20 protein-coding genes are annotated in these 24,457 nt (G+C 45.4%); 9 read left to right on the top strand and 11 right to left on the bottom strand.

Going from position 1 to position 24,457, the window contains the following annotated elements; all coding sequences use genetic code 11:
• The first annotated feature begins 63 nt into the window (after nucleotides 1-63).
• From FTD44_RS00725 to FTD44_RS00710, 4 genes are all read left to right on the top strand, one after another.
• Nucleotides 64-3,099 (top strand): fibronectin type III domain-containing protein, encoded by a 3,036-nt coding sequence (locus FTD44_RS00725; protein WP_222164711.1) that lies wholly within the window; start codon nucleotides 64-66, stop codon nucleotides 3,097-3,099.
• 136 nt (nucleotides 3,100-3,235) lie between these two features.
• Entirely contained in the window at nucleotides 3,236-4,072 is an 837-nt protein-coding gene (gene nadC / locus FTD44_RS00720; RefSeq protein ID WP_129021149.1) for a carboxylating nicotinate-nucleotide diphosphorylase, read from the top strand.
• A 7-nt stretch (nucleotides 4,073-4,079) separates the two neighbouring features.
• Nucleotides 4,080-4,967 carry a diacylglycerol/lipid kinase family protein gene (locus FTD44_RS00715; RefSeq protein ID WP_222164710.1) on the top strand — a complete coding sequence of 296 codons (888 nt, stop codon included), beginning with the start codon at nucleotides 4,080-4,082 and terminating at the stop codon, nucleotides 4,965-4,967.
• A gap of 99 nt (nucleotides 4,968-5,066) precedes the next feature.
• Complete coding sequence (locus FTD44_RS00710; RefSeq protein ID WP_222164709.1) at nucleotides 5,067-6,722, top strand: S41 family peptidase; 1,656 nt, start codon at nucleotides 5,067-5,069, stop codon at nucleotides 6,720-6,722.
• On the opposite strand, the gene FTD44_RS00705 is transcribed toward FTD44_RS00710, so the two are convergent.
• A complete protein-coding gene (locus FTD44_RS00705) occupies nucleotides 6,681-7,121 on the bottom strand; it encodes a type I restriction enzyme HsdR N-terminal domain-containing protein (protein WP_222164708.1) in 441 nt (146 codons plus the stop codon). The two genes, FTD44_RS00710 and FTD44_RS00705, sit on opposite strands and share 42 nt — an antisense overlap.
• 114 nt (nucleotides 7,122-7,235) lie before the next feature.
• Between FTD44_RS00705 and FTD44_RS00700 the strand changes: the two genes are divergently transcribed.
• Nucleotides 7,236-8,006 carry an AMP nucleosidase gene (locus tag FTD44_RS00700; RefSeq protein WP_222164707.1) on the top strand — a complete coding sequence of 257 codons (771 nt, stop codon included), beginning with the start codon at nucleotides 7,236-7,238 and terminating at the stop codon, nucleotides 8,004-8,006.
• Here the strand turns inward: FTD44_RS00700 and FTD44_RS00695 are convergent.
• From FTD44_RS00695 to FTD44_RS00665, 7 genes are all read right to left on the bottom strand, one after another.
• Nucleotides 7,998-9,611, bottom strand: a complete 1,614-nt coding sequence (locus tag FTD44_RS00695; RefSeq protein ID WP_222164706.1) for a M1 family metallopeptidase — start codon at nucleotides 9,609-9,611, stop codon at nucleotides 7,998-8,000. The genes FTD44_RS00700 and FTD44_RS00695 overlap by 9 nt on opposite strands.
• 105 nt (nucleotides 9,612-9,716) lie before the next feature.
• On the bottom strand, nucleotides 9,717-10,637 hold the full coding sequence (locus FTD44_RS00690) for an FKBP-type peptidyl-prolyl cis-trans isomerase (RefSeq protein ID WP_222164705.1): 921 nt from the start codon (nucleotides 10,635-10,637) through the stop codon (nucleotides 9,717-9,719).
• A gap of 22 nt (nucleotides 10,638-10,659) precedes the next feature.
• Nucleotides 10,660-11,658 (bottom strand): DHH family phosphoesterase, encoded by a 999-nt coding sequence (locus tag FTD44_RS00685; protein WP_222164704.1) that lies wholly within the window; start codon nucleotides 11,656-11,658, stop codon nucleotides 10,660-10,662.
• 122 nt (nucleotides 11,659-11,780) lie between these two features.
• A complete protein-coding gene (locus tag FTD44_RS00680; RefSeq protein ID WP_222164703.1) occupies nucleotides 11,781-12,536 on the bottom strand; it encodes an LVIVD repeat-containing protein in 756 nt (251 codons plus the stop codon).
• A 5-nt stretch (nucleotides 12,537-12,541) separates the two neighbouring features.
• Nucleotides 12,542-13,063, bottom strand: a complete 522-nt coding sequence (locus FTD44_RS00675) for a hypothetical protein (RefSeq protein ID WP_222164702.1) — start codon at nucleotides 13,061-13,063, stop codon at nucleotides 12,542-12,544.
• Nucleotides 13,064-13,280: 217 nt separating this feature from the next.
• Nucleotides 13,281-14,507: a 2-oxoglutarate dehydrogenase complex dihydrolipoyllysine-residue succinyltransferase gene (gene odhB, locus FTD44_RS00670; RefSeq protein WP_129021158.1), complete on the bottom strand. Its 1,227-nt coding sequence runs from the start codon at nucleotides 14,505-14,507 to the stop codon at nucleotides 13,281-13,283.
• A gap of 124 nt (nucleotides 14,508-14,631) precedes the next feature.
• Nucleotides 14,632-15,738 (bottom strand): glycosyltransferase, encoded by a 1,107-nt coding sequence (locus FTD44_RS00665; protein ID WP_222164701.1) that lies wholly within the window; start codon nucleotides 15,736-15,738, stop codon nucleotides 14,632-14,634.
• 145 nt (nucleotides 15,739-15,883) lie between these two features.
• Between FTD44_RS00665 and FTD44_RS16120 the strand changes: the two genes are divergently transcribed.
• The 4 genes from FTD44_RS16120 (at nucleotide 15,884) to FTD44_RS00650 (ending at nucleotide 22,370) form a co-directional block, all read left to right on the top strand.
• Nucleotides 15,884-16,018, top strand: coding sequence for a hypothetical protein (locus FTD44_RS16120; RefSeq protein WP_262707777.1), 135 nt, complete (start codon nucleotides 15,884-15,886; stop codon nucleotides 16,016-16,018).
• Between the two features lie 99 nt (nucleotides 16,019-16,117).
• Nucleotides 16,118-18,541 (top strand): TonB-dependent receptor, encoded by a 2,424-nt coding sequence (locus tag FTD44_RS00660; RefSeq protein ID WP_222164700.1) that lies wholly within the window; start codon nucleotides 16,118-16,120, stop codon nucleotides 18,539-18,541.
• A 149-nt stretch (nucleotides 18,542-18,690) separates the two neighbouring features.
• Nucleotides 18,691-20,340, top strand: coding sequence for a S41 family peptidase (locus FTD44_RS00655; RefSeq protein ID WP_222164699.1), 1,650 nt, complete (start codon nucleotides 18,691-18,693; stop codon nucleotides 20,338-20,340).
• A gap of 110 nt (nucleotides 20,341-20,450) precedes the next feature.
• Complete coding sequence (locus FTD44_RS00650; RefSeq protein ID WP_222164698.1) at nucleotides 20,451-22,370, top strand: T9SS type A sorting domain-containing protein; 1,920 nt, start codon at nucleotides 20,451-20,453, stop codon at nucleotides 22,368-22,370.
• 54 nt (nucleotides 22,371-22,424) lie between these two features.
• Here the strand turns inward: FTD44_RS00650 and FTD44_RS00645 are convergent, their stop codons facing one another.
• From FTD44_RS00645 to FTD44_RS00635, 3 genes are all read right to left on the bottom strand, one after another.
• Nucleotides 22,425-23,009 carry a hypothetical protein gene (locus FTD44_RS00645; RefSeq protein ID WP_222164697.1) on the bottom strand — a complete coding sequence of 195 codons (585 nt, stop codon included), beginning with the start codon at nucleotides 23,007-23,009 and terminating at the stop codon, nucleotides 22,425-22,427.
• Nucleotides 23,010-23,103: 94 nt separating this feature from the next.
• Nucleotides 23,104-23,592, bottom strand: a complete 489-nt coding sequence (locus FTD44_RS00640; RefSeq protein WP_222164696.1) for a hypothetical protein — start codon at nucleotides 23,590-23,592, stop codon at nucleotides 23,104-23,106.
• A gap of 11 nt (nucleotides 23,593-23,603) precedes the next feature.
• On the bottom strand, nucleotides 23,604-24,383 hold the full coding sequence (locus FTD44_RS00635; RefSeq protein ID WP_222164695.1) for an alpha/beta fold hydrolase: 780 nt from the start codon (nucleotides 24,381-24,383) through the stop codon (nucleotides 23,604-23,606).
• Between the last annotated feature and the right edge of the window lie 74 nt (nucleotides 24,384-24,457).

Here is a 24,457-nt window from a genome sequence, read left to right as displayed (position 1 = left end):
TGCCTTAACCTGTGCCGGCTACTTTTGCCATTCAATTTTTTCTCCTGCTATATTTTTTTTCTTATGAACAGAGTTCTACAACTACTGTGTGGCTTGGTGTGTGCAATATGTATGCCCTTCCTTGCTAAAGCACAAGCCGTAAATCCTTACCTACAGGCTATCACGCCCAATTCGATTGTTGTTAACTGGAAAACCAATACCACGCTTAGCCCTCAGGTACGCTTCGGATTATCTCCGACTAACCTGGATATGCTGACCAGTGGCAGCACCCAGTTAATGAACGATGTAAACTATAACAATGATTACTATTATCATACAGTGAAACTGCATGGTCTGCAACCTGCAACCAAGTATTATTATCGTGTGTTGAGTGGTACAGACTCCAGTGCGGTACAGTCTTTCCGTACCCTGCCTGTTGCCGGTGCAGCGCCTAATGCTTCTAATCACCTGCGTTTCCTGATCCTCGGCGACAATCAGATCAAGGCCGAGCCGCGTTATGACTCACTGATGATGTCTGCAAAAAGAAAAATGACGCAGCTGTATGGTGCCAATTTTAATGATTCGGTTTCCTTTATCCTCAACCTGGGCGATCAGGTAGATGTAGGTACCCTGGATCACTATGAACATGTACACCTGAATAAATCTAAATACCTGTCCGGCCTGTTGCCGATACAAACAGCAGTAGGTAACCACGAGACCTATGGTACGCTGAAGATGCAAGCCTATTACGACCACTTCTTCCTGGATAGTATGCAATATAAAGGCATCTATTCCGGTTCTGAGGAGTATTATGCCTTCCAGGCGGGTAATATGGTCATCATCTACATGAACACTGAATCCAGTGCGGCCAACAGCACACAGTTCAACTGGGTGAAACGTGTAATCGATACCCTGAACAATGATGCTTCTGTAAAATGGTTTATCACCATAGGCCACCGTCCTTACCAGGCGGAGCAATATGTTGGTGATATTTCTGCATGGGTGCGCAATTCAGTTGTGCCATATGCATTACAGTCTCCTAAGTACTTTATGAATGTAGGCGCGCATCACCACTTATACGCACGTGGTCAGATGGAAAACCAGCCGGCCTATAACATTATCTCCGGTGGTACCGCCTGGAACCAGTACTGGGGTATGGCTACAGAGCAAAACTTTGATGATGTACAGAAGACCATTTCCAACTGGGCATACCAGCTGGTAGATGTTGATATGGCTAATGATAAAGTTTCTGTAGTAACTTATTCTATCGGTAGTATCTACGGTACTAAGGATAATGTCGTGATTGACTCTTTCTATCGCAGTAAACAACTGGCAGTGCCTAATGCACCGCAGATTACCAATACCTTCCCGGACTCCCTGCAATTGCCGGTAACCCTTACGGCATCAGCTTTTGCTTCAACCGTCAATGAGCAGCTGAACTCTACAGAATTTCAGGTTGCCGCAGATCGTAACTTCGGCGTATTAGAGAAGAAATCATACCGTCATTACGAAGACCTGTTCGGAACTGTGACCGGTTCCACACCAGATACCACCAAAAATCAGAACCTTGGCCTGGATATTACACAATACACGGTACCGGCCGGTGCGGTAGGCAATGGCTGGCATTATGTGCGGGCACGCTATCGCGATAGAAACCAGTCCTGGTCTGCATGGTCAGTTACCGATTCCTTTAAGGTGTATAACAGTGTTGTATTCAATCCGGCGATAAGCCTCGATACCAACCGTTACGGCATGGGCGATACCGTAAGAGTAGCGTTCTCCGGCAGCTCTACTAATCCTGCTGCATGGATCGGTATTTACCGCAAGGGAGAGAGCCCGAGTACCAATACCTCTGTTACCTGGAAAACCACAAATGGGAATGTCAGCGGTGTATTGAAATTTAACCTGAGTACGAAAAATGAATATTACGCGGCACTGTTCCAGGACGGCGGCTATACTGAAATTGCACCACGCGTACCCTTCTACTACGGACCTAAACCTACACTGGCTACCGCACAGAGCAATTATAACGTAGGAACAACCGTGCCGGTGACCTTCAGCAATGCACCGGCGATGACAAACGACTGGATCGGTATCTACAAAGTAGGTATGAATCCCGGTACAGGCGCAGGTACCAGCCCTTCTGTGAAATGGTCTTATGTTGGTGCTTCGGCTAACGGTACCTATAATGTAAGCGGATTGGCAAAAGGATATTACTTTGCCACGTACCTCCTGAAAGATGCATACTTTGAAGCCACAGAAAGAACGTACTTCTCTGTAGGAGATAGTATTACCACCCTGACTACAGATAAATCGAACTATAACCTTGGTGAGTACATTGGTGCTACATGGGTAGACGGACCGGGTAATCCTAAAGACTGGCTGGGTATTTACGGCGCAGCTATGGATCCCAACACAGACGATTTTGTAAGCTATACCTATATCGATGGTCTTCCTGCAGGTTCCCGCAGCATTCCGGATACCTCTATGCCGAACCAGCCGGGCAACTACTTTATCGTACTGTTCACCAATGACTCTTACAACGAAGTGTCTAACCGTGTGTATTTCCAGATGATCAGTACGCCGCTGGGCATGAATCTGCTGCATTTTGACGGTAAAGTATTCGGTTTCGATCACCTGCTGAACTGGGAAGTGAATAAAGAAGAGACGGGAGATCAGTTTACCTTGGAATACAGTACAGATGCCAAACATTTTACCGATCTGTATCATACCGCGCATAATCCTGCAGCAAACGGGAAGTATGAGTATATGAATAAAGCGACACAAACAGGCAATAACTTCTACCGCCTGCAGATGCGCAGTGCGGACGGAACGCAGGCCTACAGCGAGATTGTAAAAATTCATCGTGATGAGACCGGCGAAAATAAAGTAAGTGTTTATCCTAACCCTGCACAGAACGGAGGCCGTAGTATGATCGAATCGCCATACCCGATCGAAAAGATAGAGGTGGCCGATGCTACCGGTCGTACCCTGTACCAGAGCCGCAATGTGAATGATAACAAGTTCTCCCTGCTGCACCAGGATTTACCACCGGGTACTTATTTTATCAAAATCTACTCCCGTAAATTATACACCGCTAAACTGGTGATCACACAATAGAAATTAAATCAGGAAATAAAAGCCCGGCTGACAGCAATGTTGACCGGGCTTTTTTGTTTACGGAATATTAAATTACAGTGATTGCTTGGCAGGAGTAGGGATAAGCTTATATTTGCCCTGAATAAAAACGAGAAAGATGACTGCTCTTGAATTTATACACGCCGCCCTGGAAGAGGATGTGCGTACCGGTGATTACTCAACACTGGCCTGCATTCCCAAAGAAGCAAGAGGCAAGGCTATACTGAAAATAAAAGAAGATGGTATCCTGGCCGGAATGAAATGGGCGCAGGATATTTTTCATTACCTGGAGCCGGATGCCCGCTTTAATCTTTTTATGAAAGATGGCGATGCGATCCGCTACGGAGACATTGCTTTTGAAGTAGAAGCCGGTGTACATACCATTCTTAAGGCAGAGCGCCTGGTCCTGAATACCATGCAGCGCATGAGTGGCATTGCCAGCATGACGAAGCGCTATGTAGACAAGATCAAAGATTATCCTACCCGCATTCTCGATACCCGTAAGACCACACCATTGTTCCGCATGCAGGAAAAGCAGGCGGTATTGATCGGTGGCGGACATAACCATCGTTATGGCTTGTATGATATGGTGATGCTTAAAGATAATCATATCGATTTCTGCGGAGGGATAGAGAAAGCGATCCTGCAGACACAGGCCTATCTCAAAGCCCATCACCTGGACCTGAAAATAGAAGTAGAAACCCGTAATATAGAAGATGTACGCAAGGTGCTGGCCACCGGTGGCGTAGACCGTATTATGCTGGATAATTATAAACCGGAACAGATCATTGAAGCCGTAGCCCTGATAAATGGAGCAGCCGAAACCGAAGCGTCCGGTGGTATTCATTTCGATAACCTGGAGCAGTATGCTGCTACCGGAGTCGATTTTATTTCCGTAGGGGCCCTTACGCATCATGCGGTAAGCCTGGACATCAGCCTCAAAGCAGAAATCTAAGCACTTTATGTCTGAACTGAAATCAATCCTGTTTATCATCAATCCCAAAGCGGGTGTTGATAGGGTAAAAGCGATACAGGATGCGATCGTAAACATACTGGATAAATCTGTTTTTGATATCCGTTTTGCCTATACCGAATACCCCAAACATGGTATAGAGCTGGCACGGAAAGCCGCTGCAGATGGTATCGACATCGTCGTTTCTGTGGGCGGTGATGGTTCCTTGAATGATGTAGTGACCGGACTGCAGGGTAGTGATACCATACTGGGCATTATTCCCAAAGGTTCGGGAAATGGCCTGGCCCGTTCTATAGGCATTCCTTTAAAGCTGGAAAAAGCACTGGAAGTTATCAATAGTTTTAATGTACAGGCGCTGGATGTGGGAATGGCTAATGACCATTACTTCATCAGCAATACGGGTGTCGGCTTTGATGCCCTTATTACCAAAGCCTTTGAAGGCAATGATGCACGCGGCTTTAAAACATACCTCAGTCTTATCCTGAAACACTTTCGCAGGTTTAAAGCCCAGGACTGGGTACTGAATATCGACGGAAGAGAGGTGCGCGAAAAAGCCTTTATGATTACCATAGCGAATGCACCGCAACTCGGGTATAACTTCTTCATTGCCCCGCAGGCCAAGCTGAACGATGGTATGCTCGATATTGTAGTGATCCGGGAGCATCCCAGTCTGCTTACCCCGGTTATCGGGCTGCAGGCTTTTATGGGAGCTATACAGGAGAGCCGTTATGTGCAGCATTATTCCGGTAAGGAAATCCGGATCAGCAACCCTCAGAATAATATCATGCAGGTAGATGGAGACGCAGTTTCCTGCCATGCGGGCGAGCCAATCGGGATCAGTATAATGCCTAAGGCTATCAAGGTATTAGTGCCCTGATTTTTTATGCACATATTGTGGGTTAATATAGGTCAATAAATAAAAAAAATTGGGTGTTTACATTAATATTCAATTAATTTTGCATACTCATTGACCATTATGTCCGACCGGCTGCCCAAAATTCGTACCAAAAACATCTGGATTCCTTTAATGCTCGCTATTGTACTGATAGTTGGGCTTGTTGCCGGTTTTTACCTGAATAAATACCTGGGCAGTAAAAGAGACTTTGCGACCATCCTGGAGCGCAATGACCGTCTGGAAGAAATGATCGACATCATTCATGAAAAGTATGTCGACTCTATCAGCTCCGATTCTTTGTATAACGATGCGATTGAGGGTATTCTAAGCCACCTCGATCCGCATACTTCTTATATTCCCGCTAAAGATTTTGAAGCCGTGAACGCCACGCTGGAAGGTAACTTCAAGGGTGTGGGTATGGAATACCAGATTGTACGCGATACCCCTATGGTATCCATGATCACGCTGAACAGTCCCGCATTCTTTGCCGGTATCGAAACCGGTGATCAGTTACTGAAGATCAATGATACCGTTGTCGCCGGGGTGAATGTATCCAAGGCAGAACTGGTGCGCCGCGTGCGTAAAAATCCTGCTACGGAAGTAAACATTACCCTGTATCGTCCGATCGAACAACGTACCATCACCCTGAAAGTAAAGAAAGGAGAGGTACCGGTGGGTAGTATTGATGCGGCGTATATGCTGGATAAAGAAACCGGATATATCAAGATCAAAAGATTCTCTGCCAATACCTATGACGAATTCCTGAAGTCCTGCACTTACCTGAAGGAAAGCGGGATGAAAAAACTGATCGTGGATGTGCGCCAGAATGCCGGAGGTTACCTGGAGGCTGCTACAGAGATCGCTGATGAATTTATCAACGGCAATAAACTGCTGGTATATACCTACGGGTCCAAGATCGGTAGAGAGAATTATAATGCATATCGCAACGGTATTTTTGAGACAGGTCGCCTGATGATTATGGTAGACGAGGCCAGTGCCTCTGCCAGTGAGATCCTGGCCGGTGCCGTGCAGGACTGGGACCGCGGCGTGATCATAGGCCGTAATACTTACGGTAAAGGTCTGGTACAGGAACAGTTTGAAATGGGTGATGGTGCAGCCATGCGCATTACCGTAGCCCGTTATTATACGCCGGTAGGCCGTAGCATACAGCGCTCTTACGAAGATGGCCGTGATAAGTACTTCTGGGAGCAGCAGCAGAATCGTGAGGGGATAGATACAATGATGCGCGGACCAAAATTCTATACAGGAGAAAATAACCGTGTGGTATACGGTGGTGGCGGTATCGAGCCTGATGTTACCGTAACCCGCGATGAAGAATCTTACTCTCCGGTACTGGCCAAAATTATTAATGATCCAAGATTAGACCAGTTCATTTATCAGTATTTTCTGAGTCATTATAAGTTATTTAAGTCCTTACAATCCTTCCGGGATTTTGACGCAAGGGTGTATTTCGATCCCAGCCTGTCCCGTGCACTGGATGCCGTAGGCAATGAGATCTCACCGCAATATGCCATGATCGTACGCATCAAACCTAATGAAATGAAGCTGTTACAAAACTATGTAAAAGCTTCCTGGGCAAGGATTCTGTATAGCAATGAAGGGTACTATAAAGTGATGAACCGTAGTGATAAGATGCTGAATGATGCACAGAAGATCATTAACGGGGAGGAGTACTCAAAAATTATAAACGGGCAGCGCGGTAAGCCAGCTCAGTAATCCATTTTTATTTTCTGCACAAAAAGTCTGCTGGCCGTTACTGATCATAAAGTACGGGCACTGCAGCATTTTGTAATAATTGAGGGTCTGTTTCAGGGTATCTTCATTCAGGTCTATAGCAGCGGCTTTAAACTCCAGCAGCATCCACGGTTTGCGGTCATGGTCATAGATTACCGCATCATACCGCTTACGCATATTATTCACGAGCAGTAGTTTTTCTACAGAGATCAGGCCCTGCGGATATTGCGCCTTTTGCACCAGCGAGGCCAGCACATTCTGACGCACCCATTCCTCCGGAGTCAGGATGACGTATTTTTTGCGGAAGGCATCAAATATCATCTGCTTACCCAGTTCCACTTTAATATTGAATGAAGGTTCCGGAAATTCAAGTGCAATCATGATGCGCAAAGATGCCTAAAAAATCCGGCATTTGCAGCGCGGGTAAGCCCTTTAATTTTTTATTAAATGCTTGTAGTAGCTTTAATTGGCGGGGAAAATGTGCTAAATTGCCATATGAAAACAAAAAGCGAAATAGTTAATGATTGGCTGCCCCGCTATACCGGCCAGGCTTTGGAGCATTTTGGAGATTATATTCTGTTATGCAATTTTCAGAACTACGTAGAGATGTTTGCCGAAATGCACCAGGTACCTGTGGTGGGCAGAGACAAGCCCATGACCTGTGCTACTGCAGACGGTATTACCATAATTAATTTCGGTATGGGCAGTCCCACTGCTGCCACTATTATGGACCTCTTATCCGCTATTACCCCTAAGGCCGTATTGTTTCTGGGCAAATGCGGCGGTATAAAGAGTAAAACTGCTGTAGGCGACCTTATTCTGCCCATTGCGGCCATAAGAGGAGAGGGGACCAGTAATGATTATTTTCCGCCAGAAGTGCCCGCCCTGCCGGCTTTTGCCCTGCAGAAAGCGATTTCAACCACTATACGCGATCACCATAAAGACTACTGGACCGGCACGGTATATACCACCAACAGGAGGGTCTGGGAGCATGATGACCAGTTTAAAGAATACCTGAAAACGATTAGGGTTATGGCGATAGATATGGAGACGGCGACCATCTTCTCGACCGGGTTTGCCAACCAGATCCCAACCGGGGCCTTGCTGCTGGTTTCGGACCAACCCATGACACCCGATGGCGTGAAAACCTCTAAAAGCGATGTTTCTGTGACGCAGAATTATGTAAACCTGCATTTACAGATCGGTATAGAATCACTGAAGCAACTGATCAACAACGGGCATACGGTAAAACACCTTTTATTCTAAACCCTTACAACGGATATAAAAGTCCGGGCTGGGCTTCACTTCTTTTACAGTTGCAGATTTAAACTGTTTGACCTTAGTTGTAGGCCGGAGCCATTTTGCTTGTCCGTCGATATATACCAGTACGGGTATGTTATACCCCTCAATGCAGGATTGCCATTGATAGGTAAATCCTTTCCCTGTTCTGGTTAAGACCAGTTCCGGTACCTGGGTAGTGCGCAGGTATTGTGCAAACAATGGTTTTAATTTCAGCTTAGTCCGCTTTATGATAAAGCGTTCCAGCTCCGGTCCGGATATAGCTTTATAGCCGTAGGTACTGCCAATATCATGTAATAATTGGCGAAACTGCTGATCATCCTTCATCAGCATACGGATCATATGGATCATGGCGCTGCCCTTTACATAATGATCTCCGCTGCCGCCGTCACAGTTGCCGGGCATGCCTTCCATAGGCTTATCATTGCGGATCAGCCTCCAGCAGCCCCGCTGGTATTGAAAAGCCTTTTCCTGACCGAATAGTGATTCTGCTAACAACGTTTCTGAGTAGGTTGTAAAACCTTCATGTATCCAGGAGTACGCCACATCATTGATCGACACATTATTGCCAAACCATTCATGCCCGCTCTCGTGGACAATAATAAAATCAAACAATAAACCAACGCCGGTCTGGCTGCGGTCTGCACCCGCATAGCCCATCTTATATCCATTGCCATAAGCCACCGCACTCTGGTGCTCCATACCCAGGTAAGGTGCATCTACCAGCTTGTAGCCATCCGGGTAAAAAGGGTAGGGGCCCATCCAGTATTCAAAAGCGCGCAGCATCGGTTTTACTACCTCAAATTGTTTGCGGGCTTTGGCTTCATTTGATTTTAATACATAATAATCCAAGGGCAGGGTGCCATTGAGCCCCCGGAAGGTATCGCGCATGTGCGTATAATCTCCGATATAAAAAGTAATGTCATACAGGTTTATAGGCTTGCTGACTTTCCAATGCCATTCTTTGTCTGTTGCACCATTATTATTGGTTTCGATTAATGCGCCATTACCTATTGCGGTATACGCCGCATCTGTGGTATAATAGAGATCAGCTCCCAGTTCGGGTTCATCTCCCGGGTAATCCTTGCAGGGAAACCATACCGAAGCACCTATGCCCTGGCAGGCAACCGCAATCCAGGGTTTGCCTTGTTCATCTTTCTGTCTTACAAAACCACCATCCCAGGGGGCTTTCTTTGCCTGTACCGGTACGCCCTGATACTGCAGCACTACAGAAAAAGTATCGTTTTTCATGATATAACCGGTAGGGATCAGGTAAGCATTTCCGTTTTTTAAAGCAGGGCGATATATACCATTAACCTTGACCGTACTTAACTGCAGGGGCGATTGCAGGTCTACCTGTATGGTGTCGATTGTATGCTGCGTCGCTACTGCGTGAATGGTTACCGTGCCGTTGATACTTTCAGCCGTTGTGGGTATGCTAGCCTCCAGGGTGTAATGCACTACATTCCACCAGCTGCGGTAGGGATTGTTGGTACAATATAATTTGTCTTGTCCGCTTACTTTGTTTCCGAAGGCCAGCAGGCCGATCAGTGCAAGGAGATATAATTTCATCAGGAATATTTACGGGCTAAAAATACAAATTATCATGGCATATAAAAATGGTTATGGCGCACCAGAGGCGCGCCATAACCATTTTTATATGCTCATCCGTACAAATTACTCTGCTTTCAGCAGATCGATGTCGAATAATAATACACTGTTCTCTTTAATAGGGCTGCCCGGCATAGCACGCTCTCCGTATGCCAGAGAAGATGGCAGAATAGCCGTTACTTTATCACCTACTTTCATTTTAGACACCATGATGTCCCAGCCTAAGATCATTTGTCTCTGACCTACGGTAAACTCAATTGGTTGTACGTGGTTGAATTTAGGATCTTCGTTAGAATCAAATACAGTACCATCCAGTAATTTACCGGTATAGTTTACAGATACTTTTTTGCCGTTACCGATTGGTAAAGCGGTACCTGTTTTCTGTACGATATAATAAATGCCGGAAGCATCTTTGTAGGCTACTTTAGGGTTAGCCTTAACCGGAGTTTTAGGTAACGCTTTCACCACGATTTTATTGTCTTTCAGGTATTTCTGGATAATGCCGTCATCAATAGTGTTTTGTTTGGCAGCACGCTCTTTTTGCTCCTGTTCTACTTTTTCTTTGCTTCTAACGGATACCATTTCTACATCCCAGGTTACATATCCTTCAGGTTTTACCCACTCAGGCATTGGTTGCTTCATCGCTTCGAAGAATGTCTTAGCCGGTAATCTGAAGACCATTTTATCGCCGTCTTTCATCATCAGTAAACCTTCAAATACATCGCCGCTATAACTAGGGTTTTGTAAAGGCTGATCTACCGGTTGATTATTGTTCATTTTGTGAGAATCGAAAAACGTACTGTCACTTAATTTATAAGTGATGTGCATTTTCGCCATATCACCAGGTTTGCTTACATATGTACCGGTGCCTTTGTGCTCATAACGATATTCCAGTCCGCTGGCAGTTTTTTCATAAGATTGGCCTTTGCAGGAAACAGTCGCTGCCATTGCAATGGCACAGCTGAATAATAAAGTGTTTAATTTCATGATATGAATTTATCTGTTTTATTTATGGTATAATGTTACCGATTAGTGATTTCAGTTTTTCTATAGTGGCTTCAAAACCCAGGTCAGATCTGCCGCCTGCAGCGTTAAAGTGACCGCCACCGTTAAAATGGGTCCTTGCAAATGTACTAACATCTATGTTTCCTTTACTGCGGAAAGACATTTTTATTTCTCCGTTTTTTTCTGTGATCAGTACCGCAACCTGTACGCCCTCAATGCTTAGCGGATAGTTTACCAGGCCTTCTGTATCGCCCGACATCAGGTTGAAGGGCTCCATATCTTTGGAGGACAATGCAATGATACCATACTTGCCCGAAGGGGCGATGTCCATTTTCTGATGCAGCGCATAGCCTATGAAACGCATACGGTTTGCACTCCAGCTGTCATAAACATGCTGATGGATGATGCTGTGCTCCAGGCCGCGATGCTTGAAAAAGGCAATCATTTCATGTACACTTGCTGTAGTGGCCGGGAATCGGAATGAACCGGTATCGGTCATTGCACCGGTATACAGACATTGCGCGATTGCATTATTGATCAGGTCTTCATCTCCGCATTGGCGTATAAAGTCAAAGATCATCTCACAGGTACTGCTCTTGTCAGGATTGCTGGTGCCACAAAAGAATACGTCAGCTTCCGGTTGCAGGTGGTGATCGATCAGTACACGCAGTTGTGTAGCTGCTCTCAGCGGTGCTTCCAGCCCTTTGATGCGGCTCAGGTGATTGAAGTCCAGGCAGAAGATCAGGTCACTGGCTGCAATAGCCTGCTCACACATCTTTGGTTCAGATTCGTAATTCAGTACTGTTTCGATAGCCGGCATCCAGTGCAGAAAGTCAGGAAGCTCATTTGGGATCGCTACCGTTACCTCATGTCCTTTCTGGATCAGGTAATGGTACAGTCCGAGAGAGGAGCCTAAAGCATCCGCATCCGGTTTCTGGTGAGTGGTAATAAATATCTTTTTGGGTTCCGCCAGTATGGGGAATATATACTCGATAGGATGCATGCTTCGATTGCGCTTTTTTAATTTGTGCTGCAAGTTACATAATCTGTATTAAAGAAGAAACGGACAACAGATGTACTGTTGCCCGTTATCCTTGTAATATGCCGTATGTCAATAAGCCTTGTTTAAAATGTCTGCGACTGGAACACAGGGTCCTGCGGATTGCTGATGTCATAGATCACCATACCACCATCTACCATACAGATCAGCACATTGTCATAATCGTATGGAATGCAGTCGTAGAACGTATACCCGGCACGGGTGCCTGTTAATGTTGCTCCGGAAGGGTTGCTTACATCAAAGATGCGCAGGCCGCCCGCTCCGTCACACACATACAGGGTGTTGTCTTTTATACCCAGACCGTAAGGGCCATGCAGGGAATAGGTATTTAATAATTGCGGATAATTCAGGTTGTCGACCTGGTAAATATATAGTGCGTTTACCGTTCCGCCGCAGGTATTGCCCGAGCGAACGGTTACATAAGCGTAATTATCCTTTGCTACAACCGGGTCACAGGCACGCACATGTGAGGCCATCTGCTCGAATTCCGGTAACTCCGGATTGTTCAGTTTATAAATGTACATGGCCTCTCGGGAACCGATGAATAATTTATCCTTGTAAGGATAAATTGTTTCAATGTCTGCACCCAATACCACGGTAGATACATGATTCAGGCTGCCGTCGGTGTTCGTACGGTACGTTTTGAGCGCATTTTGATCCACTGCATACAGGTAATTACCGGAAATGGTAAATCTTGCCAGAGAGCCTCCCGTTCCTGTCGAAGGCGACATCTCGCTGTACCCGTCTTTACTGCAGGAAGTGATGCCGCAAAGGCTGGCCAGGCTCACCAGCGTAAGGATTGTATATATGACTTTTTTCATGGAGATTAGTATTTACAGGTAGCTTCAATATTGTTTTTCTTTTCCCATCCGACAACAATACCTTTTGTGGTATCCACGCACTGGAAAAATCCTTGCTGCGGCGGCAGGGTAGAAGTGCCTAAGGCAAAAGTATTTTCCACCCGCGATTTTACCAGCACCTGGTCCATATTGCTGATGTCCAGGGTTACGATATCGGTAAAATTATTGGTGTATAAATAATTGCCCCTGATCGAGAGCTCCTGGGCACCGTATACCTGTATAAATTTATAGGGTTGCGGTTTCTGATCTACCAGCTTGTATACATGTATACCGGCATTAGACTCCAGCTGAAACACAAAATCTTGCCAGGCATATATTTTGCCTCCGCTGCTTACTGCCTGCGGTGGTTTGGACCGGATGTCCCGGGCCTCAGATTTGCTCAGGTATTTAGGCACCCACACCGTGCCCTGTATAGGGGCGCCCCGGTTGCAGGAAAACAGGCCTATACTCATGCCGAGCAGGCACAGGCTTAATATTTTTTTCTTCATAATTTCGATTGTTATGTTGTTTCAGGATGATACAGGGATGCTGTTAAGAGATAAGACGTATTGTTTTAAGAAAATCTTAGCAAATCCCGGAATTTTTTTCACAGAACTCTTCTGTAATGAGTGTAAGCCAACGCGGAGAAAGATGTTTGCTCACAGGGGAGGGCATAAAAAAAGCACTGACCAGGGGTCAGTGCTTTTTTTATGTATAATGCTGTAATTACAATTCCAGTAATGCCTGAGTAGGGCTTTTGCCGATCAGCATCAGCTCCGGATTTTCCAGTAATTCTTTTACACGTACCAGGAAACCTACAGACTCACGACCATCAATAATACGGTGGTCATAGCTCAGTGCCAGGTACATCATCGGACGGATCTCCACTTTACCGTTTACAGCCATAGGACGATCCTGTATTTTATGCATACCTAAGATCGCAGACTGAGGGATGTTGATGATAGGAGTAGACATCAGGGAACCGAATACACCACCATTAGTGATAGTAAAGGTACCGCCGGTCATTTCCTCGATCGTCAGTTTGTTGTCACGGGCTTTAGCCGCCAGTTCGCCGATTTTACCTTCGATCTCGTGCATGCCCATGCTTTCTGCATTGCGGATCACCGGTACTACCAGGCCTTTAGGCGCAGATACCGCGATCGATACATCACAGTATTCGTGGTAAACGATATTGTCACCGTCAATATAAGCATTCACAGCAGGCCATTCCAGCAGTGCGATGGTACAGGCTTTGGTGAAGAAGGACATGAAGCCCAGGTTCACACCGTGTTTTTCTTTGAATTTATCTTTGTACTGCTTACGGATGCTCATGATGTTTGTCATGTCTACTTCGTTGAAAGTAGTCAACATTGCAGTAGTGTTTTTCGCTTCTACCAGGCGACGAGATACTGTTTTACGCAGGTTGCTCATCTTCTGTACTTTATCCTCACGAGTGAATAAAGGTTTGCCTACCGGACGACCAGGGTTTTCTAATGCAGCCAGGACATCGCTTTTGAAGATACGGCCATTAGCGCCCGTACCGGTAACGTTACCCGGGTTTACATTTTTATCAGCCATCATGCTCTTCGCAACAGGAGTCGCTTTTACATCAGCAGCAATAGCGGTTGCCGGAGCAGCAGGAGTTGTTGCTGCAGCTTTTGGCGCTTCAGCAGCAGGAGCTGCTTCCGGAGCCGGAGCCGCTGCACCCGCAGGGCGTTCAGCAGTTTCGTCAATTTTACAGGCAATATCGCCGATATTGATAGTGTCTCCTTCTTGTGCAACGTGGTGGAGGATACCCGCCTGCTCTGCATTTAATTCGAAAGTTGCTTTTTCAGATTCTAATTCGCAGATTACTTCATCACGATCTACCCATTCTCCGTCTTTTTTGATCCAGGTAACAAGGGTTACTTCACTGATTGATTCGCCAACAGGAGGCACTTTAATTTCTATCATAATATTGCTGTATTGCAGAAAATATATTTAAAAAATCAACAAAACCGGAGCCGATTTTGTATTTCGGCTGTAAAATTACTAAAGCGTAATGATTTTAACAACCGAAACTGGGCGATTTATGAATTTATTTGTAAAGCTGCTGCCGAAGCCATAGGGACAAGGCTTTGAGCGCATTGCCATTACGGTCTGTACTGGTTTTTGGTGAGATGTTATGGTGCTTATTGTATATATGTGCGATCCCTGCTTCCAGTTGAATATTGTCCTGGCTATAGTGTACCGCCCTGCCTGAATCTGCCCAGTAGCGGGCCAGGTATTCCTGTTCCGTTTGTCCCGGAGTAGGAATCAGTATCGCCGGTTTTTGCAGGTAGTCCAGGTCCATAAGGGTAGAGTAGCCGCTGCGGCAGATCACCAGCTGTGTCCTGGTCATGGCCTCTTGCAGCGCGGTACCGCCCAGGTAAGGATAATATTGTATATGTTCCGGACAATGATCCGGAGTTTTACCTTTTATGTTTCCGGCAACAAAAACAAAACGGTAGCCGGTCAGGGTACAGCATTGGTGCCAGAGTATATGCTCCAGCTGACTACGCATCGGTTCCGGTCCGGATAATAAAACCAGGCAGTGTTCTCCTGTAGTATCCGGCGTAGTATATCGCATAAACTGTGATAAGGGGCCTATATAGGTGGCATTAGCCGGCATCTTTTCCGGATGGGCCAGTATACCCGAAAGTCCTTTAGTCGCATCGTCGACAACCCAGCATTGATCAAAACGCTCCAGCATACTTCGGTGGCGGGACAGCAATACTTTATCGGCAAGCCTGCCCATACCACTTAAGATCTGCACCTGGTGGGTCATGATAATGGATGTCAGCACCGGATGGTATAATCCGTAACGGTTATCAGAAATGATGATATCAAACTGATGTTGTGCCTGTACCCGTCTCAGCCAGCGATGTTCATATATAATGCGCCCGATGATCCTGGGAATCTGCAGGAGCAGCTTAGGCATAAGCATCTTGGCATTGCGGCTGTAGCGAATGTCATATCCTTTTAAAGGCAGGATCTGCAACCCCGGAAACTGTGTCTTCAATATGCTTGCCGGGGCACCCTCTGCTGCTGCAACAACGGTGTGTCCTTCCTGCAACAATGCAGCTATGACCGGAAGACATCGGGTAGTATGACCCAGTCCCCAGTCCAGCGGTGCAATCAGTATTTTTTTAGGAAGAGCAGACAATGTGAAAAGATTATGTAGGGATAAACGATTTATGCCTTTATTTTTATAATTTTGAAGGACACAATCCGCATCCGGAATGATCCTGTGCACAAAGAAAAGAAAAAAACAGGAATACCATCCGGCGGATATTAAATGGTTGAAACAAATGAAGCGTAATAAAATATGGGGAATATTGGGTGTATTAATGGTGCTGTCACTTTGCCTGCAAAGCTGTGCAACCGGTAAAAAAGGTTGTGGTTGCGGTAATGACATCAACCGTATGTATCAGAAAAAGCGCTAACCCCCCGCCCGAAACCCGTTTTACCTGCAAGAGCAGGAACGCCCACCCTAAAAGGTAGCAATAATCCGTACCGGATTTTCGTTTACTTGAAAGATCACTATGCAATATAAAAAAAACTTATTCATACTCTTTGGCTGCCTGTGTAGCAGCCTGTTTGCTGTAGCGCAGAACAGTACCCTGTCCGGGAAAATCATGGATACCGAAGGTAAGCCTATACGGGATGCGCAGGTACAGCTGCAGAAAACAGAGCTTGTCGTATTCTCCGACTCACTGGGTAATTATACTATTGAAATCCCTTCCGGCAAAAGACTGAACCTGAAAGCATCTCTGCTGGGTTATGAGTCAGAACCATTCAATGTGACAGTAGAAGCAGGGCAGCACCTGGTGCGAAACGTATACCTGGAGCAGAATGCAACCTTACTGGATGAGGTAGAAGTAAAAGATGAGAAGATAAGAGGTGATGTGGGTACCATTGGTATCAATACTAAAGATGTCGACAAGCTGCCGAGCACTATCGGAGGTATTGAAGGACAACTGAAGGTATTGGTCGGCAGCAGAAATGAGCTGACTTCCCAGTATACGGTGCGTGGCGGTAACTTTGATGAGAACCTGGTTTATGTCAACGATTTTGAAATTAACCGTCCTTTCCTGGTCCGCAGCGGACAACAGGAGGGATTGAGTTTTGTAAATACTGACCTGGTAGGTAGTGTAAACTTTTCGGTAGGTGGTTTCCAGGCGAAGTATGGTGATAAAATGTCTTCAGTCCTGGATGTAACTTATAAAAGACCTAAATCCTTTTCCGGTTCGGCAATGGTAAGCCTGTTGGGCTTTCAGGCCCATCTGGCAGGTGCTTCCAAAAAACAAAGACTGACTTACCTGATCGGTTTCCGTCAGAAATCGAACCGCTACCTGTTGCAGTCTCAGGTCACAAAAGGGCAGTACAATCCTTCATTCAGCGATCTGCAGGCTTTAATCAATTATAAAATATCGCGCAGCCTGGAGCTGGAGTTTATCGGTAACTATGCCCTGAACCGCTTCCGTTTTGAACCCGAGAGTTCCCGTACTGCATTCGGTTCCATTACACAGGCGCTTGCCTTTAATGTATTGTATGATGGTTCTGAAATAGACCAGTTTGATAATGCTTTCGGAGGTGTATCTCTTACTTATAAACCTAATGACCGCCTGAAACTGAAAGTACTGGGCGGTATGTTCCAGTCTAATGAGCAGGAAACTTTTGATATCTTAAGCCAGTATCAGTTATCGCTGGTAGAGCTGGATCTGGGTAGTAAAAACCTGGGCGAAGATAAGATCAGTTTGGGTTCCGGTGCCATACACCGCTATGCCCGCAACTTCCTGCAGGCAGCTGTGGCCAATGTTGGTTTACGTGGGTCCTACGATGGAGGGAAGCACTACCTCTCTTTCGGGGCTGACTTATCTCATGTGGTGATCTATGACCGCCTGATGGAGTGGGAGCGCAGAGACAGTGCCGGGTTCTCTATTCCATACGATCCGTACCAGGTGAATATGTACCAGAGCTTCCGTGCAGACAATGAACTGAACTATAATAAAGTTGCTGCATTTGTGCAGGACAATATTTTACTGAATAAGGATATGATCCTGAGCCTTGGCCTGAGAGGAACCTATTCTTTCCTGAATAAAGAAATGCTCTGGAGCCCGAGAGGAAACTTCAGCTTCAAGCCGGACTGGGACGCTAATATCCTGTTTAAGATAGCGGCGGGTATTTATGCCCAACCGCCATTCTATCGGGAGATGCGTGCACTGGACGGTACTCTGAATACTGCATTGAAAGCACAGAAATCAGCACACTTCGCCGCCGGTACGGATTATAACTTCGTTGCATTAGGCGATCGTCCGTTCAAACTTACAGCTGAGGTTTACTACAAATCATTGTGGGACCTGGTGCCTTACGAATATGACAATGTACGTATCCGCTATGCGGCCAATAACAACAGTAAAGGTTATGCCTACGGTGGAGAAGTAAGATTGTTCGGTGACCTGGTAAAAGATGCAGAATCCTGGGTGAGCCTGGGCTACCTGAAGACTATGGAGCGCATACTGGACCCGGCAACCAATACCTATGGCGATTATAAACCACGTCCTACCGATGGTCGTGTAACCTTTGGGGTATTCTTCTCCGATTACCTGCCGCAGAACCACAACTTTAAAGTATACCTGAACATGATGTATGCAACCGGCCTGCCGGTGCCGCCTCCCGGTTATACCTTCAATAAAGTAGAAAGTTTCCGTCTGCCGGATTATAAAAGAGTAGATATAGGTTTCTCTGCCTTGCTGCTTGACGGGGTGAAGAACCCTGCCCGTGCCTACAGTATTTTTAAAGGCGTGAAATCAGTATGGGTGAGCCTGGAAGTGTTTAACCTGCTGGGTATTTCGAATACACTTTCGTATGAGTACATCCAGTCGCTGAATACAGATATGAACTTCTATATTCCTAATCGTTTAACCTCAAGACTGATCAATTTTAAAATAGCCGCTAAGTTTTAAGCACCATATTTATAAGTATGATAAAAGCGCCCGGGATGATTTTCCGGGCGCTTTTTAGTGCAAAAAAAAATTTACAGCAAATACCCCTTAATGGGGTAGAAAATTGCAGTTTAAAACTGTATTTTCGTCACATAATTTTTCTTATCATCATGTATAAAATATTTACCCTACTATCCTTTACCTTGCTGTTCGGTGCCTGCAAATCTGTGGAGCGGAATAACAGGCTGCGCAATACAGCCATATCTGTTCACAAGCTGCAGAAAGATATAAATTTTGTAGAAAAGAAACTGATTAAGAAGCATCCGAATTACGACTGGTATACGAGTAAAGAGGCCATGGCCTATAAATTTGACAGTTTGCGTAAGGTAGTAAACCACCGCATGACCCCAAATGAGTTCTTTCTGGCCATCAGTCCGGTAGTTGCTTCAGTGCACCAGGGTCATATGACTATGCTGCCCCTGGCTAAAAAATACACCCGCAAAGAAGCAAAAGCCATGAATGAAGCGGGGAAAGGGCCGGTATCCCAGTTTGACTACTTCTGGGAACAGGGTAAATTGTATGTGCTCAATAATCATTCTATACATAAAGAGATCAAAAGAGGTGCAGAGGTACTGGCTATAAAAGGTGTCTGGACTAAAGCACTGTATGAAAAGTACAGAAATACCTTTACTTCCGATGGATATAACCAGACCTTTATCCGTAAGATATTTGCCCGCAGGTTCCCGGTATACCTGATAGAAGAGATTGGCGTGAATGACAGCCTGCCATTTGTGATGCGCCAGGGCGACTCAACATTTACTACAATGGTGCACCGCCTGAAAGATACTACAGCTGAAGAGGAAATACCTAAAAAAGAAAAGCAGAAGATTGCCAAAACAACCGTTTCGCCGGTAGTGAAAGATTCTGTTGCACAACAGGATTCTGTAGCCAAAGCGACAGCATTGGCCAAAAAAGAAACCGAAAAACAGGAAGAGCGCAACCAGAATGTTTATGGGTATGATAAGGAAACGAAGAAGTATACCCGTAGCCTGAGCTTTGCCGGCAAAGACAGTGCTGTAGCTATTGTAACCATCAGGCAGTTTATGGGCGGGCAATTCCGTAAAGCATATGCAGAGATATTTGATTCCATCCGCAAACAGGACTGTAGCACACTGATCCTGGATATCAGGGATAACCCTGGTGGTAGTGCCAAGGAGATTGTAAAACTGTATGAATACCTGGCCGATACCAACTTTACTTTTTACAGACCTACACAGGTAGTGTCCAAAACGAGTATGCTGCGCGCCGGTTTATTCCAGCGGGTACCTAAGTTTGCCTATCCGTTTATGGCACTATTCTATCCGTTCTATGCCGGAGACCGTTTCTTTGGTACGCGTAAAGATGACGGAAAATACTATTATCATAACTTATATGGTACAGATGAAAACAAGCCGCGGGCCAATGCGTTCAAGGGCAAGATCTATGTGCTGATCAATGGTGGCTGTTTCTCTGCTGCCTGTCTGTTATCTTCTGAGCTGAAAGCCTTGCCTAATGTTACATTCGTTGGAGAAGAAACCGGCGGAGACTTTAACGGTACGGTTGCAGGAGTAATGCCGCTGTTCCGTTTGCCACATTCCCGTTTGCCCTGGAGAATGGGCCTGATGCACATTCGTCCGGAAAATGAAACGGAAGTAAAAGGAAGAGGTATCTTCCCGGATAAAGAGATTATCCCGAGCTACGAAGACAAGAAAAATGATAAGGATCCGGAAATGGATTGGGTCATGAAACAAATCGAACCACAACCTCAATTACAACCATAAGCAAAAGAGCGGCAATAGCCGCTCTTTTGCTTTATACCCCTTAATTTATGTGTTATGCTTGCAAATAATACATATATGCTTTATTTTTATGGCACTATAAAACATTTCCCATGAAACATTTTTATTCCCTCTTTGCCCTTTTATCATGCTTTGTGACCACCGTCCGCGCCCAGGATTTTCGTTGGGCCAAACAGATTGGTGGCACCGGCAATGAATACATTACTGATAAGACCTTTGACAAAATGCAGCGCCTCATCTGTGTAGGTAATGCAAACGCTGTTGCAGACCTGGACCCGGGGCCGAATACATTTACCGTGACCGGAAGCATTAATAACCCTAAAAGCTTTGTGACCAAAATGGACACTGCCGGTACTGTACTCTGGATCGATACCTTCGGGGGTAGTAATGGTGCTATGTATACAGAATCTGTAACGACCGATGCGGGTAATGCCATCTATATAACGGGTAGCTTCCGCGGTACCGTAGATTTTGATCCGGGACCAGGACAGCAGCTGTATACCAGTACCTCCAATACCGGTTCTATCTTCTTTCTTAAATTAAATACCAACGGCGCCCTGCAATGGGTTAATGTTTTGAGCGGAACCGCCTTAAATGTTAACCAGGGCTATGATATTATTGTATCTAAAGAAAACGGAATTCTCGTTTCCGGAACATTTGGCACCGGAAATATTGACTTTGATCCGGGACCGGGCACTTACCTGCTGACAGCACCGGTACGCCATATATTTGTAGCTAAGTATAACCTTGATGGCGGCCTGATGTGGGCCAAAAGCTATGGTGGTGACGGACCGGAAGAATCCTGTAAGATGGATACCGATTATGAAGGTAATATTTACCTCACCGGCCAGTTTTCTTCTAACTGCGATTTCGATCCTGGTCCGGCTGCAGTGATTCCTTATCCTAACTCAGAGGAAAAGCTATATGTAGTGAAATGGGATAAAAACGGAAACTTTAAATGGGTTCGTTGCTTTATCGGCACCGGTGGCAGTTCCTACAGTAATGATATTGATTATGATTTGAAAGATAATCTATATGTCTGCGGCGGCTATAGCGGCACCATGAATTTTAATGATGGCGGTGATGGTGGTATGATGACCTCTTCTCCGTACCTGAGTACTTTTGTGGTAAAGCTGGATACTGCCGGTGAATTTAAATGGTCTTTCTCCGTAGACTACAGCACTGCAAACCGCGGCTATGTCGACAAGTTTAGCCATTATTATATCACTGGTTACTATCATAACACAGCTGTAGATTTTGACCCGGGACCCGGTACGTATACGATACCTTCGGCGGGCAATGTGCAAACCTATATCTGTAAATATGATTCTAATAAACACTTCCTCTGGGGCCGCGCACTGCAGTCTACTTTTGTCTCCCGTGGCAATACGATTGAGCTGGACACTACAGGGCAGATCTATGTCAGCGGAGAGTTTAACCAGACCGCAGATTTTAATCCGGGTGCGCCAACTTATAACCTTACTTCCAATGGTGGAGATGATATATACCTTTTGAAATTATTTCAGTGTTATTTAGATCCGCGGGTAACAGTACAGAACCAAACCCTGACGGCGATGGGTACTGGTATAAACTATCAATGGATTGACTGTAACACCGGGCAGCTGGTATCCGGTGCTACCAATGCTACATTTACGCCGACGCAGACCGGAGACTATGCCCTGGCTGTCAGCAGCAGTAATGGTTGCCGCGATACTTCAGATTGTTTTCATATCACCATCAATACGAACAGCATTACAGAACAGCAGCTCGCGTCACGCATGCAGCTATATCCCAATCCAGGTTCAGGAGTATATAACCTGGTACTGCCGGAAGGATATCATCAGGCCACTGTAGGTGTCTATGACGTATTGGGCAGAGCTATTCAGAATAGTAAAATAAACCAGCAAAAGAGTGTGCTGTCTTTAGGTTTACCTTCTGGTATATATATGCTTAAGATCACCCTTCCTGATGGGTTGATCCTGCATCGCAAACTCATTCATACAAACCCTTAGATAATAAGTATTCAACATAAAACAGGCTGCATGATTCATGCAGCCTGTTTTATGTTATGGTGTTGTTGTTTTGTCTTCGCGCACTTTGTTAGGACCAATGAACCAGCCTATGGATAGTGATAATTGTGGAGCAAATTCTTTTGCCGTATATTGATCATTTATACATAGTCCGTATCCTATAGAAAAATCTGTGTATAATCTATTGGATGTTAAATAATTTAAGTGACCCAGCTGTGCGGCATAGAAAAATACAGGCCTCATGTCGTAATTGTCTTTGCCTATATATTCTTTTTGTGCACCTCTGTAGCGAAGCAGCACACCGAGGTAGCCACCATTTGGCAGGTAATTGCCGCGATGTCTCAAGTAGTACCGGTAAGAGCCGCTAACCATAAAACTGGACCATGCATGGAAATCTCCCAATAACGACATATCTCTGGGATTTGACTGTTGCTTTTGTGAGTTGGCAAATTTAGGGTTACTAAAACCGGCTATAGTATAGCCATACCCCCACCCAAAGGAAACACTATTCCAGCGGTTAATATTATATGATACTTTTGCTTCTGCTGATATGATGCCCAGCTCTATACTTGCTCTCAGCTTAGGATTCGGGAATTTAGGTTTGTGTTTTGTTTGTGCCATCAGGCTGCTGCTGATTAATAATAGCGCTGCGGAACAAAACAATTTTCCGGGTAGAAATTGATACATATTGTTTTATGGATATTCAGGAGAAAAATCAAAAAGGAATTCCTTTCAAAGAATGCTCGATATGTACATCGATCATTTGTGAGAAGGAGTCATAGGGCGCATCCCAGATCATCTCACCCTCATCGGTATCATATGCGGGGGATATAGAGCAGTTCCAGGGTTTAGGATCGTCTCCCTCATCCAGGTAGATAAAGGTGCCACACTTGCCTTCAAAGATATGGACCATTACTATTGGCCGCGATATATCAAAGCCCCTTTTACCTAATTCGGTTCTAAAATACAGGGACGCTTTTGGGATATTTTTACCACCTTCATTCATGGAGATACAATTGAAATCTCCTCCGATATACAGATACTCCCGCAAGGTTTGCGGAAAAGGCTTTGCCTCATTGAGTGCCAGTTCCATTTCCACGATCTCTGCTTCGCTAAGACCGCTTGGAATTCCGAACCGTGCAATTTTAGGCCCTAATCCTTTACGTTTATAATCTTCGTAATTTTTTAGAAAATGTATGATCATGTACTGGTTGACTATTTACCCTTTTGTAAAAAGGAAAACACTTCGCGGTTAAATACATCCGGTTGCTCTACATTCACCACATGACCGCAGTCCGGGATAATGTGCAGTTGCGCATTACGATGGTGTCCGGTCAGCTTTTGAATGGCAGGCAGGAACATATAATCTTCGGCACCCATAATGTATAAAGTACGTACATGTGTCTCCTTCATACGGAAGAATGCTACCAGCGGGTTCAGGGTAGTGAAGAGGGTTACCCATTTTTTAAACTCTTTCTGGTATAATTTCTTCGCTTCGTTGATGAACAGCAGTCTCGACTCTTTGTGATTCTTTTTAGGCATCACAATAAAAGCAAAGAAGCTGTACAGGAACATATAAGGTATAACGGACTTGCTGAGACGGGCAATATTCATCAGGAAGCGGGAACGAAGATTCAGCTTCATCACCGCACCGCCCATCACCAGGCTGCTTACCCGGTTGGGGTAGCGCTCTGCCAGGTCACGGATGATGACCGTACCTAAAGAGATGCCCACAAAATGGCTTTGTGCTATACCGGCATGCTCCATAACCTCGATGATGTCATCACCGATCTCAGAGAAGGAATAGCGGCCTTTCTGTTTTGTTTTATGATCCTTAGAACCGCCGTGTCCGCGGAGGTCCACCATCAGCAGGTTATATTCTGAGGCAAAAGTCTTGATCTGTTTAAACCAGATGGTGCTACTACCCCCCGCGCCATGCACGAAAGTGATCCAGGGAGCATCGTCCCGCAGTATGAATGTCTTATAATGAAGCAAAGTTATCTCTCTTAACGGGCGCGAAAATACGATTTTACTACGGAATATTATAATATATAGTATCTCTTATCAGT

This window comes from Edaphocola aurantiacus (assembly GCF_019797745.1).
Lineage (GTDB): Bacteria > Bacteroidota > Bacteroidia > Chitinophagales > Chitinophagaceae > Edaphocola > Edaphocola aurantiacus.
This window is presented reverse-complemented; position numbering and strand designations above follow the sequence as displayed.

Bases quoted from the DNA above. Each gene is read 5' to 3' on its own strand.
- FTD44_RS00700 (WP_222164707.1), top strand. From the start codon at position 7,236: ATGAAAACAAAAAGCGAAATAGTTAATGATTGGCTGCCCCGCTATACC.
- FTD44_RS00725 (WP_222164711.1), top strand. From the start codon at position 64: ATGAACAGAGTTCTACAACTACTGTGTGGCTTGGTGTGTGCAATATGT.
- nadC (WP_129021149.1), top strand. From the start codon at position 3,236: ATGACTGCTCTTGAATTTATACACGCCGCCCTGGAAGAGGATGTGCGT.
- FTD44_RS00650 (WP_222164698.1), top strand. From the start codon at position 20,451: ATGAAACATTTTTATTCCCTCTTTGCCCTTTTATCATGCTTTGTGACC.
- FTD44_RS16120 (WP_262707777.1), top strand. From the start codon at position 15,884: ATGAAGCGTAATAAAATATGGGGAATATTGGGTGTATTAATGGTGCTG.
- FTD44_RS00690 (WP_222164705.1), bottom strand. From the start codon at position 10,637: ATGAAATTAAACACTTTATTATTCAGCTGTGCCATTGCAATGGCAGCG.
- FTD44_RS00640 (WP_222164696.1), bottom strand. From the start codon at position 23,592: ATGATCATACATTTTCTAAAAAATTACGAAGATTATAAACGTAAAGGA.
- FTD44_RS00655 (WP_222164699.1), top strand. From the start codon at position 18,691: ATGTATAAAATATTTACCCTACTATCCTTTACCTTGCTGTTCGGTGCC.
- odhB (WP_129021158.1), bottom strand. From the start codon at position 14,507: ATGATAGAAATTAAAGTGCCTCCTGTTGGCGAATCAATCAGTGAAGTA.
- FTD44_RS00710 (WP_222164709.1), top strand. From the start codon at position 5,067: ATGTCCGACCGGCTGCCCAAAATTCGTACCAAAAACATCTGGATTCCT.
- FTD44_RS00680 (WP_222164703.1), bottom strand. From the start codon at position 12,536: ATGAAAAAAGTCATATATACAATCCTTACGCTGGTGAGCCTGGCCAGC.
- FTD44_RS00685 (WP_222164704.1), bottom strand. From the start codon at position 11,658: ATGCATCCTATCGAGTATATATTCCCCATACTGGCGGAACCCAAAAAG.
- FTD44_RS00715 (WP_222164710.1), top strand. From the start codon at position 4,080: ATGTCTGAACTGAAATCAATCCTGTTTATCATCAATCCCAAAGCGGGT.
- FTD44_RS00660 (WP_222164700.1), top strand. From the start codon at position 16,118: ATGCAATATAAAAAAAACTTATTCATACTCTTTGGCTGCCTGTGTAGC.
- FTD44_RS00645 (WP_222164697.1), bottom strand. From the start codon at position 23,009: ATGGCACAAACAAAACACAAACCTAAATTCCCGAATCCTAAGCTGAGA.
- FTD44_RS00705 (WP_222164708.1), bottom strand. From the start codon at position 7,121: ATGATTGCACTTGAATTTCCGGAACCTTCATTCAATATTAAAGTGGAA.
- FTD44_RS00675 (WP_222164702.1), bottom strand. From the start codon at position 13,063: ATGAAGAAAAAAATATTAAGCCTGTGCCTGCTCGGCATGAGTATAGGC.
- FTD44_RS00695 (WP_222164706.1), bottom strand. From the start codon at position 9,611: ATGAAATTATATCTCCTTGCACTGATCGGCCTGCTGGCCTTCGGAAAC.